This window comes from Curtobacterium flaccumfaciens pv. betae, from assembly GCF_026241855.1.
GTDB classification, from domain to species: domain Bacteria; phylum Actinomycetota; class Actinomycetes; order Actinomycetales; family Microbacteriaceae; genus Curtobacterium; species Curtobacterium flaccumfaciens.
On the sequence record NZ_JAPJDC010000001.1, the window covers coordinates 1,090,633 to 1,104,561 of the forward strand.

The 13,929-nt window shown below is 72.0% G+C and carries 11 protein-coding genes; 3 read left to right on the forward strand and 8 right to left on the reverse strand.

Annotation, left to right across the window (positions count from 1 at the left end; genetic code table 11):
• Positions 1–77 precede the first annotated feature (77 nt).
• The gene (locus ORG17_RS05185; protein ID WP_173035596.1) at positions 78–659 is read right to left on the reverse strand and encodes a TetR/AcrR family transcriptional regulator; all 582 of its coding nucleotides are present in this window, start codon (positions 657–659) and stop codon (positions 78–80) included.
• A 122-nt stretch (positions 660–781) separates the two neighbouring features.
• On the opposite strand from ORG17_RS05185, the gene ORG17_RS05190 reads away from it, so the two are divergent.
• The gene (locus ORG17_RS05190) at positions 782–1,621 is read left to right on the forward strand and encodes an alpha/beta fold hydrolase (protein WP_027464701.1); all 840 of its coding nucleotides are present in this window, start codon (positions 782–784) and stop codon (positions 1,619–1,621) included.
• Positions 1,622–1,759: 138 nt separating this feature from the next.
• Here the strand turns inward: ORG17_RS05190 and ORG17_RS05195 are convergent, their stop codons facing one another.
• Together ORG17_RS05195 and valS are read right to left on the reverse strand one after the other, a co-directional pair.
• Positions 1,760–2,011, reverse strand: coding sequence for a hypothetical protein (locus tag ORG17_RS05195; RefSeq protein WP_027464702.1), 252 nt, complete (start codon positions 2,009–2,011; stop codon positions 1,760–1,762).
• Between the two features lie 65 nt (positions 2,012–2,076).
• Positions 2,077–4,671, reverse strand: coding sequence for a valine--tRNA ligase (gene valS, locus ORG17_RS05200; RefSeq protein ID WP_250892583.1), 2,595 nt, complete (start codon positions 4,669–4,671; stop codon positions 2,077–2,079).
• Positions 4,672–4,958: 287 nt separating this feature from the next.
• On the opposite strand from valS, the gene proP reads away from it, so the two are divergent.
• A complete protein-coding gene (gene proP / locus ORG17_RS05205) occupies positions 4,959–6,524 on the forward strand; it encodes a glycine betaine/L-proline transporter ProP (RefSeq protein WP_232536609.1) in 1,566 nt (521 codons plus the stop codon).
• Positions 6,525–6,674: 150 nt separating this feature from the next.
• Here the strand turns inward: proP and ORG17_RS05210 are convergent, their stop codons facing one another.
• From ORG17_RS05210 to ORG17_RS05225, 4 genes are read right to left on the reverse strand one after another with little or no spacing between them, the layout of a single operon-like run.
• Positions 6,675–8,360, reverse strand: a complete 1,686-nt coding sequence (locus ORG17_RS05210; RefSeq protein ID WP_214527898.1) for an ABC transporter ATP-binding protein — start codon at positions 8,358–8,360, stop codon at positions 6,675–6,677.
• Entirely contained in the window at positions 8,357–9,256 is a 900-nt protein-coding gene (locus ORG17_RS05215; protein WP_214527897.1) for an ABC transporter permease, read from the reverse strand. Before ORG17_RS05215 ends, ORG17_RS05210 begins: the two co-directional genes overlap by 4 nt.
• Complete coding sequence (locus ORG17_RS05220) at positions 9,253–10,248, reverse strand: ABC transporter permease (RefSeq protein WP_071245038.1); 996 nt, start codon at positions 10,246–10,248, stop codon at positions 9,253–9,255. Before ORG17_RS05220 ends, ORG17_RS05215 begins: the two co-directional genes overlap by 4 nt.
• A 5-nt stretch (positions 10,249–10,253) precedes the next feature.
• Positions 10,254–11,873: an ABC transporter substrate-binding protein gene (locus tag ORG17_RS05225; RefSeq protein WP_214527896.1), complete on the reverse strand. Its 1,620-nt coding sequence runs from the start codon at positions 11,871–11,873 to the stop codon at positions 10,254–10,256.
• A gap of 32 nt (positions 11,874–11,905) precedes the next feature.
• Here ORG17_RS05225 and ORG17_RS05230 point away from each other — a divergent pair, with 32 nt between their 5' ends.
• Positions 11,906–12,505: an acyl-CoA-like ligand-binding transcription factor gene (locus ORG17_RS05230; protein WP_027464707.1), complete on the forward strand. Its 600-nt coding sequence runs from the start codon at positions 11,906–11,908 to the stop codon at positions 12,503–12,505.
• A 262-nt stretch (positions 12,506–12,767) separates the two neighbouring features.
• On the opposite strand, the gene ORG17_RS05235 is transcribed toward ORG17_RS05230, so the two are convergent.
• A complete protein-coding gene (locus ORG17_RS05235) occupies positions 12,768–13,790 on the reverse strand; it encodes a cation diffusion facilitator family transporter (protein WP_027464708.1) in 1,023 nt (340 codons plus the stop codon).
• Between the last annotated feature and the right edge of the window lie 139 nt (positions 13,791–13,929).

The following is a 13,929-nucleotide window of genomic DNA, read 5'->3' on the forward strand; positions in this document are numbered from 1 at the left end:
GCCCGGCGCGACCAGCGGACGGACGGGAGGCCCGTGGCGGCGCCGCCACGGGCCTCCCGACCGCCCCGCGTCGCGTGTCAGCGCATCGCGGCGTCGATCAGGGTCACCGCGGCACGGCGCGCGTGCGCGGCGGGAGCCGTGGTGCCCGCGATGGCCGCGGTGGTCTGCGCGCCCTCGGCGAGCAGTGCGAGCTGTGCAGCGAGTTCCTCGGCGTTATCGGGGTCGGCGACGACCTCGGCGGTGAGTCGCTGCACGAACTGCTGGAACGAGTCCTTGTGCTCGCGCGCGATCTCGGCGACCGCGGGCGAGGTCGCGCCGAGCTCGCCGAACGCGTTGATGAACCCACAGCCGCGGAACGTGTCGTCGCCGAACCACGACTCGAGGAAGTCGTAGACCGCCAGGAGCTTGTCGCGCGGGCTGGCCGCAGCCTCGACCGCGCCGTGCACACCCTGCTCCCACATGTCGTGGCGGCCGGCGAGCACCGCGGCGATGAGCTGCTCCTTGCCGGGGAACGCCGCGTACAGCTTCTTGAGGGAGACCCCTGCGCCCGTGCGGATCTCGTCCATCCCCACGGACTGGATCCCTCGCGTGTAGAACAGCTGGTCCGCGACCTCGACGATGTGTGCTCGGACGTCCGGCTCGACGGTGCTGGTGGCCATGTGTGTACCCCGTTCCCTGAGTGTTCACCGTTCTCGACTTGCGCCGGGAACGGGCGTTCTCTACTGTAATCCACATCGGCGGAGAACGATCGTTCTCCGCGATACTCAGGGAAGGAACGATCATGGGTGCCATCACCGTCGGAACCGAGAACAGCGTCGACATCGAACTCCACTACGAGGACAAGGGCCAGGGGCAGCCGATCGTGCTGATCCACGGCTTCCCCCTCGACGGCAACTCGTGGGAGGGGCAGGTCCCGATGCTCCTCGAGGCCGGCTACCGCGTCATCACGTACGACCGCCGCGGCTTCGGCCAGTCCTCGCAGCCGTCCACCGGCTACGACTACGACACCTTCGCCGACGACCTGCACACGGTCCTCGAGACCCTCGACCTGCGCGACGTGATCCTCGTCGGCTTCTCGATGGGCACCGGTGAGATCGCCCGCTACATCGGCCGCCACGGTGAGGACCGGATCGCGAAGGTCGCGTTCCTCGCCTCGCTCGAGCCGTTCCTCGCCATCACCGACGACAACCCCGACGGCGCCGGCCCGATGTCGTTCTTCGAGGGCATCGCCGCCGACGTGGCGAAGGACCGCTACGCCTACTTCACGAACTTCTACCAGGACTTCTTCAACCTGTCGGAGAACCTCGGCACCCGCATCTCCGAGGAGCAGGTCCGCAACGCCTGGAACATCGCGGCCGGCTCGGGCTCGATCGCGTCGGCGGCCGCACCCCTGACCTGGCCGACCGACTTCCGCCAGGACATCCCGAAGGTCACCGTCCCCGCCCTGATCGTGCACGGCACGTCGGACAACATCCTGCCCATCGACGCCACCGGCCGACGCTTCACCCAGGCACTGCCCGCGGCGAAGTACGTCGAGATCGAGGGCGCCCCGCACGGCCTGCTCACCACGCACACCGCCGAGGTGAACGAGGTCCTCGGCACCTGGCTCGCCGAGTCCTGATCCCTCGGCGATCACGCGGGCGCTCCCCGGCGGGGGCGCCCGCATCGTGAGTAGGAATGGTCGGGTCCCCACCGGGGACCCGACCATTTCTGCACTCCAAGCGAACCGCGCAGCGCGCGCCGCGCGCCACGCCGCGCGCTAGTCCTCTTCGCCCGCGTCGTCGGGGTTCGTCACCTGGGCGTGCCCGAGCGCGTCGAGGTGGATCGAGGTGCCGTCGTCGAGCTCGACGATCGGCTTGCCCTCCAGGAAGGTCAGGGTCCAGCCCCACGTCGCCGTGTCGACGGACTCCGCCGCGAGCTCGTCCTCGACCCCGCGCACGGCGACGACCATCGTCTCGGGCAGTCGCGCAGGCGGCTCCCCACCCACGTTCCAGCGTGTGCCCAACTGCATCCGTGCCTCCGATCCGGTGGTTGACGGGCCGAATCGCCGACGCGACCCGGCCCGGAGAGCCGACGTTACGCCTGCTGCTCCGCGAGCTCGATCTCGGTGACGGCGAGCTCGTCGCCGTCGACGAACGACAGGTTCTCGATGCGGCCGACGGCCGCCAGGTCGACCGCCGCGCGCTCGATGAGCACCCGCGTCTCGGCGGGCGCCGCGACGACGGCACGCGTCACGGGCGTCTTCTGCGAGGCCTTCGCCGCCGTCTTCGCCCCGCGGATCCCGATGAGCGCCTGCCCGACGGCCGCGAGCAGCCCGGTGGGGGCCGCGTCGGTCGGCAGGTCGGCCGCGGTCGGCCAGGAGGCCCGGTGCACGCTGGTGTCGTGGGTCCAGGCCCACACTTCTTCCGTCGCGTACGGGAGGAACGGTGCCAGCAGTCGGAGCAGCACGTCGATCGCGCCGCGCAGCGCCAGGACCGCGCTCGCCTGCGTCTCGTGCGTCGCGTCGGACGCGGTGCCGTACGCACGCTCCTTCACGAGCTCGAGGTAGTCGTCGCAGAACGTCCAGAAGAAGCGCTCGGTGATCTCGAGGGCACGGGCGTGGTCGAACCCGTCGAACGCCGCGGTGGCCTGCTCGACGACGGCACCGAGTTCGGCGAGCATGTCGACGTCGAGGGCCTCGGTGACGCTCGTGGCGCCCTCGGGCAGCGGGAAGCCGTAGACGAACTTCGCCGCGTTGAGCACCTTGATCGCCAGACGACGGCCGACCTTGATCTGCTTCGGGTTCTGCGGGTCGAACGCCGCGTCGGTGCCGAGCTTGGACGAGGCCGCCCAGTAGCGGACCGCGTCGGCGCCGTGCTGCTCGAGGATCGACAGCGGCGTGACGACGTTGCCCTTCGACTTCGACATCTTCTTGCGGTCGGGGTCGACGATGAAGCCGGAGATGGAGGCGTGCTTCCACGGCACCATGTCGGCTTCGAGCTGGCTGCGGAGCACGGTCGTGAACAGCCAGGTGCGGATGATGTCCTGCGCCTGCGGGCGGACGTCGTACGGGTACACCAGGTCGTAGAGCGCCGGGTCGGTCTCCCACTTGCCCGCGAGCTGCGGGGTCAGCGACGAGGTGGCCCAGGTGTCCATGACGTCGAGTTCGCCCTGGAACCCGCCGGGCACGCCGCGCTGGTCCTCGGTGAAGCCGGGGGCGGGCTCGGAGGCCGGGTCGACGGGCAGCTGCGCCTCGGTCGGCACGATCGGCTGGTCGAACACCGGGTTGCCGTCGGTGTCGAGCGGGTACCAGACGGGCAGCGGCACGCCGAAGAAGCGCTGGCGCGAGATGAGCCAGTCGCCGGACAGGCCACCGACCCAGTTGTCGTAGCGGACGCGCATGAAGTCCGGGTGGAACGCGATCTCCTCGCCGCGCTGGCGGAGCGTGCTCTTCAGCTGCTCGTCGCGCGCACCGTTGACGATGTACCACTGGCGGGTCGACACGATCTCGAGGGGCTTGTCGCCCTTCTCGAAGAACTTCACCGGGTGCTGGATGGTCTTGACGTCGCCGATCAGCTCGCCGGACTCGGTCAGGGCGTCGACGACGACCTTCTTCGCCGAGAACACGGTCTTGCCGGCCATCTCGGCGTAGAGCTCCCGGCCCGTCGCCGACTCGATCCAGGCGGGCTCGTCGGAACGCACGCGGCCGTCGAAGCCGATGATCGCGCGGTTCGGCAGCTGCAGCTCGCGCCACCACACGACGTCGGTGGTGTCACCGAAGGTGCAGACCATCGCGATGCCGGCGCCCTTGTCCTTCTGCGCCAGGTGGTGTGCGAGCACCGGGACCTCGACGTCGAACAGGGGGGAGCGGACCGTGGTGCCGAAGAGGTCCTGGAACCGCTCGTCGTCCGGGTGGGCCACCAGGGCGACGCATGCGGGCAGGAGCTCGGGGCGGGTGGTCTGGATGACGACGTCGTCGCCGCCGTCGGTGCGGTGGAAGGCGATGCCGTGGTACGCGCCGGGCATCTCCTTGTCCTCGAGCTCGGCCTGCGCGACCGCGGTGCGGAACGTGACGTCCCACAGGGTCGGGGCGTCGGCCTGGTAGGCCTCGCCGCGCTCGAGGTTGCGCAGGAACGCGCGCTGGGCGCTGGCCCGCGAGGTGTCGTCGATGGTGCGGTACGACTGGGTCCAGTCGACCGACAGGCCGAGCGTGCGGAAGAGCTCCTCGAACTGCTGCTCGTCCTGCACCGTCAGGCGCTCGCACAGCTCGATGAAGTTGCGGCGCGACACCGGCAGCTGGTCGGCGGCCTTCGAGGACTTGCCGTCCCCGCCCTCGAACGGCGGCGTGAACTCGGGGTCGTACGGCAGGGTCGGGTCGCAGCGGACGCCGTAGTAGTTCTGCACACGGCGCTCGGTGGGCAGACCGTTGTCGTCCCAGCCCATCGGGTAGAAGACGTGCTTGCCGCGCATGCGCTCGAACCGGGCCTTGAGGTCGGTGTGCGTGTACGAGAACACGTGCCCGATGTGCAGCGAGCCGGAGGCGGTGGGCGGCGGGGTGTCGATCGACCAGACGGCGTCGCGGTGACCGGCGGCGTCGCGGTCGAAGCGGTAGGTGCCGTCCTGTTCCCAGACGGGCCCCCAGACCTGCTCCAGTCCGTCGACGCTCGGCTTCTCGGGCATGGGCTTGGTCATGGGTGTGCCTTCCGTACGTGTGTGCGGCACCGAGTCCGTGATGAGGTGCCTGAGTGTTCCGCGCCTGACGCGCGGTGCCCCAATCGTAGCGGCCGCGCACGCGCGTGCAGCCGGACGACCGGTCGGACGCGGCCATCACCGATCAGCGTTTAGCACACCGAACTGTCAGACACGCCCGGAGCCTGCTAGTCTTCCTGGGTTTGTCCGGCGAGCGCAGGGTTCGCAGGAGCTGCAACGTCGCCGTCCGCCGGACGCCCGAAGGAAGCACCGCACCCCGGAGGAACGACTTGGCACCGAACAACGCACCCCACCCGCACGGCGATCGGCCGTTGCGCACGAAGGGCGCCGCGAAGCGCGCTCGTCGCGATCTGACGAAGGACGACGTCACCGTCGTCGAGGAGTCGCTGCTCAAGCGTGCCGTCGCGGCTGCCGCGCTCGGCAACGCCATGGAGTGGTTCGACTTCGGCATCTTCGCGTACCTGACGGTCACCATCTCGCAGGTGTTCCTGCCGCAGGGCGACCCGGCCGCGAACATCGTCGCCACGTTCGGCTTCTTCGCCGCCGCGTTCATCGTGCGCCCGATCGGCGGTGCCGTGTTCGGCCCGATCGGCGACAAGATCGGCCGCCAGAAGGTCCTCGCGCTGACGATGATCCTGATGGCCGCCGGCACGCTCATGATCGGCCTGATCCCGTCGTACGACACGATCGGCTTCTGGGCCCCGGTCCTGCTGCTCGTCGCCCGCTTCGTGCAGGGCTTCTCGACTGGTGGTGAGTACGGCGGCGCCGCGACCTTCATCGCCGAGTACTCGCCCGACAAGCGTCGTGGCTTCATGGGCTCGTGGCTCGAGTTCGGCACCCTCGCCGGCTACGTGCTCGGTGCCTCGATCGTCACCGGCCTGCAGTTCGGCCTGTCCGAGGACGCCCTGCTCAGCTGGGGCTGGCGCATCCCGTTCATCGTCGCGGGCCCCCTCGGCCTGATCGGCCTCTACCTGCGCCTCAAGCTCGAGGAGACCCCGGCGTTCCAGAAGCAGCAGGAGCAGGCCGCCGAGCGCGAGGGCCAGAAGACCCCGTTCCTCAAGCTCTTCGCCGAGAACTGGCGCTCGCTCATCATCTGCATCGGCCTGGTCCTGGTCTTCAACGTGACCGACTACATGCTGCTGTCGTACATGCCGACCTACCTCGAGCAGAACCTCGGCCAGAACGCGACGTTCGGCCTCATCCTCATCGTCATCGTGATGCTGCTCATGATGGTCGTCATCACCTTCGGCGGCCGACTGTCCGACAGGTTCGGGCGCCGTCCGGTGCTCGCCGCCGGCTGCATCGGCTTCATCCTGCTGTCCTGGCCGGCCCTCAAGCTGGTCCAGACCGGCACCGGTGTCGGCGTCTTCGCCGGCCTGCTGATCCTCGGCGTCGTGCTGGTCACGTTCACCTCGACCATGCCGTCGACGCTGCCCGCGCTGTTCCCGACGATCATCCGCTACGGCGCCCTGGCGATCGCGTTCAACGTGTCGGTGTCGCTCTTCGGCGGGACCACCCCGCTCGCGACCGCCGCGCTCATCAACGCCGCGAAGGACGCCGGGTACGGCTGGGCCGAGGACATCCCCGCGTTCTACCTGATGCTCGCCGCCGTGATCGGCCTCGTCGCGGTGTACTTCACCAAGGAGACCGCCGCGAGCCCGCTCATGGGCTCCGGCCCGACGGTCGGCTCCGAGGACGAGATCGCCGGCGTCATCGAGGACTACAACGACCCGACGTCGGAGCTCGCGCAGTCCGACTGGGCGAAGGACTTCTCGACGAGCGAGATCCCGATCATCTCGGCCGACGCAGCGCAGAAGGAACCCTCCGGTTCCTGACCACGGGGCCGCCCCGCGGCAACACGGCCAGGAGGCCCGGTGCACGTTCCGCCTCGGAACGCGCCCCGGGCCTCCTGGCCGTTCCAGGGCCGTCGGTGACGTCACGCGCACAGCGACAGTCCACGGGTGCGAGCGCGCGTGGAGTGTCGCTCAGCCCGTGAGGCCGGCTGCGGTCCCCGCGGCGGGGCCCGCTGCCAGCCGCTCCGCGGCGTGCAGCAGCCGCGCGGTCACGGGGTGCGCCGGGCGGGCGAAGACCTCGGCGACGGGGCCGTGCTCGACGACCGCGCCGCGGTGCACCACGAGCACGTCGTCCGCCATCCGCCGGACCGCCCGCAGGTCGTGCGACACGAACACCATCGCCACCCCGGTCTCGTCGCGGAGCCGTTCGAGCAGCCGCAGCACGGCGTCCTGCACCGTGGCGTCGAGGGCGGTCACCGGTTCGTCGAGCACGATCACCTCGGGGTCGGTCGCCAGCGCACGGGCGATCGCGAGCCGCTGTCGTTGCCCGCCGGACAGGGTGCGGGGGGAGCGGGACCGCAGCACGGGGTCGAGGTCGACCTGCCGCAGTGCCGCGTCGACCCGTTCGCCGAGCACACCGCGTGCCCGCCGTTCGTCACCGCGCGAGAACGCGTCGGCGAGGACGCGCTCGACGTTCCACCGTTCGTCGAACGTCGCGCCGGGGTCCTGCACGACGGCCGCGACCCGGTGCCGTCGGGGGCGTCGCTCGCGCTCGGGCAGCGGGACCCAGGGGTCGTCGTCGAGCGTGACCGTGCCGGCGTCGGGCGTCTCGAGCCCGAGGATCATCCGCGCGAGCGTCGTCTTGCCCGAGCCCGAGGCGCCGATCACCCCGAGCACCCGGCCGCGCACGAGCCCGAACGACACGTCGTCCACCGCGAGCACCCCGTCGTACTCCCGCGAGAGCCCCTGCGCCGCGAGCACCCCCCTCGCACCGTGCGAGGTCGGCTCCGAACCGTGCGAGGATCCGGCTCCCGTGCGAGCCTCGACGCCTCGCACGGCATCCGGAACCTCGCACCGAACGGCAGCGGGCGACGCAGCAGCGGGCGATGCGGCAGCACCGGCCGCGCGCACCAGCGCCCGGGTCGCGGGGTGCGTCGGGGCCGCGAAGACCTCGGCGACCGCGCCGTGCTCGACGATCCGGCCCTCGTGCACGACGGCGACCCGGTCGGCCCACCCCGCGACGAGCCCCAGGTCGTGCGTGATGACGAGCAGTCCGGCACCCCGGGTCTGCGCCGCCCGCAGCTGTTCCATCACGGTGACGGCGACCCCGGCGTCGAGCGCCGTCGTCGGTTCGTCGGCGACCAGCAGCGCGGGGGACCCGACGGTCGCCGCGGCGATGAGGGCCCGCTGTCGCATCCCACCCGACAGTGTTCCGGCGAGCCGGCCGCCGGTCGCGATGTCCGGGTCGAGGCCCACCGCGGCCAGGGCGTCGCGCACGGCGTCCACGCGCTCGGCCGCACGCATCTCGGTGTGCAGGCGGAGGCTGTCGGCGACCTCGCGCCCGACGGGGCGCAGCGGGTCCAACGCGCCCAGGGCCTCCTGTCCGACGTAGCCGACCCGTGATCCCCGCAGCCGGCGCCACCGCCGGTCCGTGTACCCGCCGACGTCGACGCCGTCGACCGCGAACACGTCGGCGTGCACGGCGGCGCCGGGCGCGGACAGGCCGAGCACGGCTCGGGCGGTGACGGTCTTGCCGGAACCGGACGCCCCGACCAGGGCGACGCACTCGCCGGCGTCGACGCGCAGGTCGACACCGTGCACGATCGGGGTTCCGCCGATGGCGACGGTGAGCCCGCGGACGTCGAGGACGGCGCTCACCGCGCGGCCCCGGTCCGTCGGATCGCGCGGCCGAGCACGGTGACGGCGGTCGCGAGCACCACGATCGCGAGTCCGGGGAAGGTGCTCATCCACGGCGCGGTCTGCAGGTACGTGCGACCGTCGGCGAGCATCGCGCCCCACTCCGGCGCGGGCGGGGGCGTGCCGACCCCGAGGTAGCTCAGCGCCGAGGCCCACACGACCGCCTGCCCGACCCCGAGCGTGGCGACGGCGACGACGGGCCAGAGCGCCGTCGGCAGCACGTGCCGGACCACGGTGCGGGCGGGGGAGCGGCCGAGCAGCACCGCCGTCTCGACCACCTGCGAACTCCGGGCGGCCCGGACCAGGCCGCGCACGATCCGGGCGTAGCCGGGAGCGGTCGCGAACCCGACCGCGAGCACCGCCGGCACCGGACCCGGACCGGTCACGGCGATGACGACCAGGGCGACGAGCAGCAGCGGCAGGGCGAACGCGACCTCGGTGACGCGGCCGATGACGGCGTCGAGCAGGCGTCCGGGTCGTCCGGCCCCGGCACCGAGTCCGGCGACGACGCCGAGCAGGACGCCCACGCCGCCGCCGATCAGGGTCGCGGCGACGCCGACGACGAGCGATGCCCGGGTCCCCGCGACCACCCGTGCCAGGACGTCGCGTCCGGACTCGTCAGTGCCGAACGGGTGCGCGCCGCTGGGCGCAGCCAGGGCGTCTGCGGGGTGCACCGCGAGCGGATCCCCGCCGCCGAGCAGGGCGGGCCACGCCGCTGCCACGACGGCGACCAGGACGATCACCCCCGCGGCGATGCCGCCGGCGCCGAGCGTCCCCCCACGGACGCGCTCGGTGCCGGCGGCGGTCTGGTGGCCGGGCACTCCGGTCTGGAGGCCCGGGTCGGCGATCCCGCTCACCGCGCGCCCGCCGGACGGCCGGGTCCACGGCGTCGCGCGCCACCGGGGCGCAGGGCCGCGTTCCGTGCGGTGCTGCGCGGGTCGACGGCACGCTCGACCAGGTCGGCCACGGCCAGCACGACGACGTACGCGGCCGCCGACACCATCGCGATGCCGGCGACGAGCGGCATGTCCCGCTGGGTGACGGCGGTGACCAGGGCTCGGCCGATGCCGGGCAGGGCGAACACGGACTCGACGACCACGGCTCCGGAGACGAGCGACCCGAAGGCCCACGCGGACAGCGCGATCCCGGGCAGGGCGGCGTGCCGGAGCAGGTGCCGCCCGAACAGTCCGAGGCGGGTCTCGCCCCGGCCCCGGGCGGCGAGTGCGAAGGCCGAACGCTGCGCGTCGACCACGCCGTCCCGCACGGTCTCGGCCAGGTACCCGGCGACCGGCACGGCCACGGTCAGCACCGGGAGCACCCACCCGCGCGCGGTGCCGTCACTGACCGCCGGCACCCATCCCAGGGAGGTGGCGAACACCACGATGAGCACGCTGCCGAGCCAGAAGTGCGGCATCACGCTCGCGGTGACGCTCAGGGCGCTGGTGAGCCCGGCGGCGATCCGGCCGCGCTGCGTCGAGGCCCAGGCGGCGACGATCGCCAGCACCCAGGCGACGACGAGACCGGCGACCGCGAGCGTCAGCGTGACGGGCAGCTGCTGGGCGAGGAGCGTCGCGACCGGGGTGCGGAAGGCGTACGAGTCCCCGAGCTGCCCGGTCGCCAGGCGTCCGAGGAACACCGCGTACTGCACCAGGACCGGCTGGTCGAGGCCGTACTCGTGGCGGACCTGGGCGACGGCCTCGGCCGAGGCCTGCGAGCCCGGTCCGCCGAGGATCGCGAGCGCCGGGTCACCGGGGATGAGCCGGATCGCGACGAAGACGATCGTCGCGACGGCCCAGAGCACGCCGATGCCCCCGGCGAGCCGCCGAACGGCCCACCAGACCCATCGCATCCGCGTCAGCGGTCGATCCAGGCGGTGCTGAACCAGGGCGTCGAGACCGGGGTGGTCCGGATGCCGTGCACGGCCGAGCGCACCAGGAAGTGGTTCTGCTGGTCGTACAGGGGGAGCACGGTGTCGCTCGCCAGGATCGCCTTCTGGGCCTGCTCGTACAGGTCGGCGCGCTCGTCGGCGTCCGAGGTGCGGGCGGCCTGCTCGAGCAGCCGGTCGAGCGCGGGGTCGTCGAGCTGGGCGAGGTTCGCGAAGTAGCCGGACGGTGCCGGTTCGATGCTCGCGCTGTCGTACAGGATGCGCAGGACGTCGGGGCCGACCTTCGTGTACGGGGCGCTGACGACGTCGTACTCGTTCGCGGCGAGGGCGGCGTACCAGCTGGACAGGTCGAGTTCGTCGAGCACGACCTTGAACCCGACGGCCTTCTCGGACGCCTGGATCTGCTGGAACAAGCTGCGCTCGGCCGGCACCGACTGGTTCGTCGAGACGGGGAACGTCACGGTGAGCTGCTGGCCGTCCTTCTCGCGGATACCGTCCGACCCGACCTTCCACCCGGCGTCGTCGAGGAGCTGCTTCGCCTTGGTGGGGGAGTAGTCGAACCGGCTCTTCTCCGAGTACGCGAGCGGCTCGGCGCTCGAGAGCACCGAGTACGAGCGCTTCGCCGTGCCGAGGAACAGCGACTGCAGGCCGGGGTCGATCTCGGCGCCCGCGATGAAGGCCTGGCGCACCGCCTCGTCGCGGAACACCCCGTGCCCGGAGTTCAGCTCGAGCCGGTTCGAGGCACCAGGGCGCGGGGCGTCGAGGTCGCGGACCGCGCCCTTCGCCGACGCGGCCTTGAGCTGGTCGGGCTGGGCGTTGTCGATCACGTCGACCTGGCCGGACTGCAGCGCGGCGTAGCGCGAGGTCGAGTCCGGCAGGAACCGCCACGTGATGCCGGACAGGCGCGGCTTCGTCGCGCCCCAGTAGTCGGTGTTCTTCGTCAGGGTGACGCGGTCGCCGTGCTTCCAGCCGGTGACCCGGAACGGGCCGGTGCCGACGGGGGACTCGCAGTTCGTCGCCTGCTCGCGCTCGAGTGCCCTCGGGGACTCCATGCCCACCCAGGGCTGCGAGAAGGACTCGAGCAGCGCGCTGTCCGGCCGGCTCAGCGTCAGCGTGACGGTGTGCTCGTCGGTGGCGGTCGCCTTCGTGATGGACTGCAGCGCCAGGTAGCCGGTGCTCGAGGCGGTGGCCGGGTCCTGCACGTGCTCGATGTTCGCCACGACCGCGGCGGCGTCGAACGGGGTGCCGTCGGTGAAGGAGACGTCGTCGCGCAGGGTGAACGCCAGGGTCTTCCCGTCATCGCTCGTGGTCCACTTCGTCGCGAGTTCCGGCGTGGGCTTGCCGTCCTCGAGCCCGACGAGCTCCTCGATGTACTGCGTCGCCAGGAGCGCCTGCGGGTAGTTGCCGCCGACGTGCGGGTCGAGGCAGGTCGGTTCGGCGTCGCCGGAGGCGTAGGTGAGCGTGCCGCCCGCGACCGGGGTGCTGCTCCCGGTGCTCGTGCCCGGTCCGCTGCAGGCAGCCAGGACGAGCAGGACCGCCGAGGCGCCCGCGACGGCGGTGAGGGTTTTCTGTACTGAGTCCAAGATCATGGCTGACCGAGTCTAGCGGTTTACTGGGGCCCATGGACGAACCGATCCGCCGCGGTGGCCGCCCCCGACGCTCGAGCGCCGAGGTGCTCGCGGACGCCGCCGCCGAGCTCTTCCTCGAGCAGGGGTACGGACGCACCACGGTCGACCAGATCGCCGCCCGCGCCGGGGTCAGCCGCGCGACGTTCTTCAACTACTTCCCGGCGAAGGCCGACGTGATGTGGCTCGAACTCGACGCCGCCGTCGCCGGGCTGCCCGGGTACCTCGCCGCGTCGACCGAGCCGAGCGTCGTCCGGGCCGTCGAGCAAGCGCTCCTCGCCGCAGCCCGGGCCCACGACCCCGAGCGGGTGCCGTGGGCCGTCGCGCAGGCCGAGGTGATGGGCATCGGGCCCGAGCTGGTGGCGGGCGTCGCGGTCCGGGTGACGGCGCAGCACGAGGCCGTCGCCGCCTTCGTCGCGGGCCGCACGGGGGAGCAGCCGCGCTCGCTCTGGCCGCAGACGGTGTCCGGCGCGATGCTCGGTGCCGCCGCCGCGGCGTTCGGGGTGTGGGTCACCGACGGGGTCGGCCGCCGTGCGCTCGTCGAGTACGTCGCGGCGGCGCTCACCCCGGTGGTCGCGGGCCTCGACGCCCGCTGACGCCGCCGTCCTGCGGTCGTGCCCGGGGCGGTGGTCGTGACCGACCGTCGGTCTGGAGGCTCGTGGCGGTCTGGCACCGCGCCTCCCGTCCGCCGGTCGGTCGCTCACAGAACACGCCGGCGTCTTCGCGGGACGCCGCCTCGACGGCGAGACGCCGCCGGATTCGGCGGCGTCTCGAGCTCGTGGCGGCGTCGGACGGACACGCCGGCGTCCTGCGACACCAGCCCGACACCCGCCCGCACGCCCGCACACCCGCTGACGCTCACTCCGTGCGCAGGGTCCCCGCCCCACCGGACGCGACGTCCGGAGCCGTGCCGTCCCGGACCACCTCGGGCACGTCGCCGTCGGTCGGCACCAGCGACTCGTCGCCCGGGTAGCTCAGGGTGAGGACGGCCTCCTCGATGTACGGGCTGTCCTCGAGCGACTTCTCCACGTCGCGCAACCGCACCGCCACGTGCTCCTCGGTCTCGTTGCCCGTCAGGTCGACGGCCGCGACGAGGTACACCCGCGACGGCCCCACGAACTCCAGGTGCAGGTAGGTGACCCGCTCGACCTGCGACCGGCCCAGCAGCTCGACGAGCACCGCGTTCTCGAGTTCGGGGGACGTGCTCTGACCGAGCAGGAACCGGCGGTTGCGGTCGATCAGGACGATCGCGACGATCCCGAGCAGCACACCGATCGCGATGGAGCCGAGCGCGTCGAACACCGCCAGCCCGGTGACCTGGTGCAGGAACACCCCGAGGAACGCGACGACCAGGCCGATCAGCGCCGCCGCGTCCTCGGCGAACACCGCACGGAGCGTCGGGTTCGACGACTGCAGCACGTGCCGCAGCACCGGGACCTTGCGCTTGGTCGCCGCACCGTGCGCCTGCCGGTACGCCTGCAGGAAGCTCGTGCCCTCGAGCAGGAACGCGACCCCGAGCACGACGTAGTTGAGCACCACGTCCTCGGCCGGCCCGGTGTCCCCGAACTCCGAGATGCCGTGGTAGATCGACACGATCGCACCGGCCGTGAACAGGCCGAACGCGGCGAACATCGACCAGATGTACGTCTCGCGTCCGTACCCGAGCGGGTGCGCGGTGTCCCGCTTCTTGCCGCCCCGTCGTTCCGCGACGAGCAGGAACACCTCGTTGCCGGTGTCCGCCCAGGAGTGCGCCGCCTCGGCCACCATCGAGGCCGAACCCGAGACGAGCGAGGCGATCGTCTTCGCGATCGCGACGAGCAGGTTCGCCCCGAACGCGATCAGGACGGTGACGAGCGACTCGGGACGTTCTTCTGCGGGCATCACTCAAGCATGCTCCCGTCCGGTAAAGTCGTGTTCCAAGAGCGTCGATCCGGCCATCACCGGGGAGCTTCCGGAAGAACGCGGAGCGCACCAGCGCCTTCGTCAGTAGAACCGGGCGGGTTCGGGACCGTCACCACCC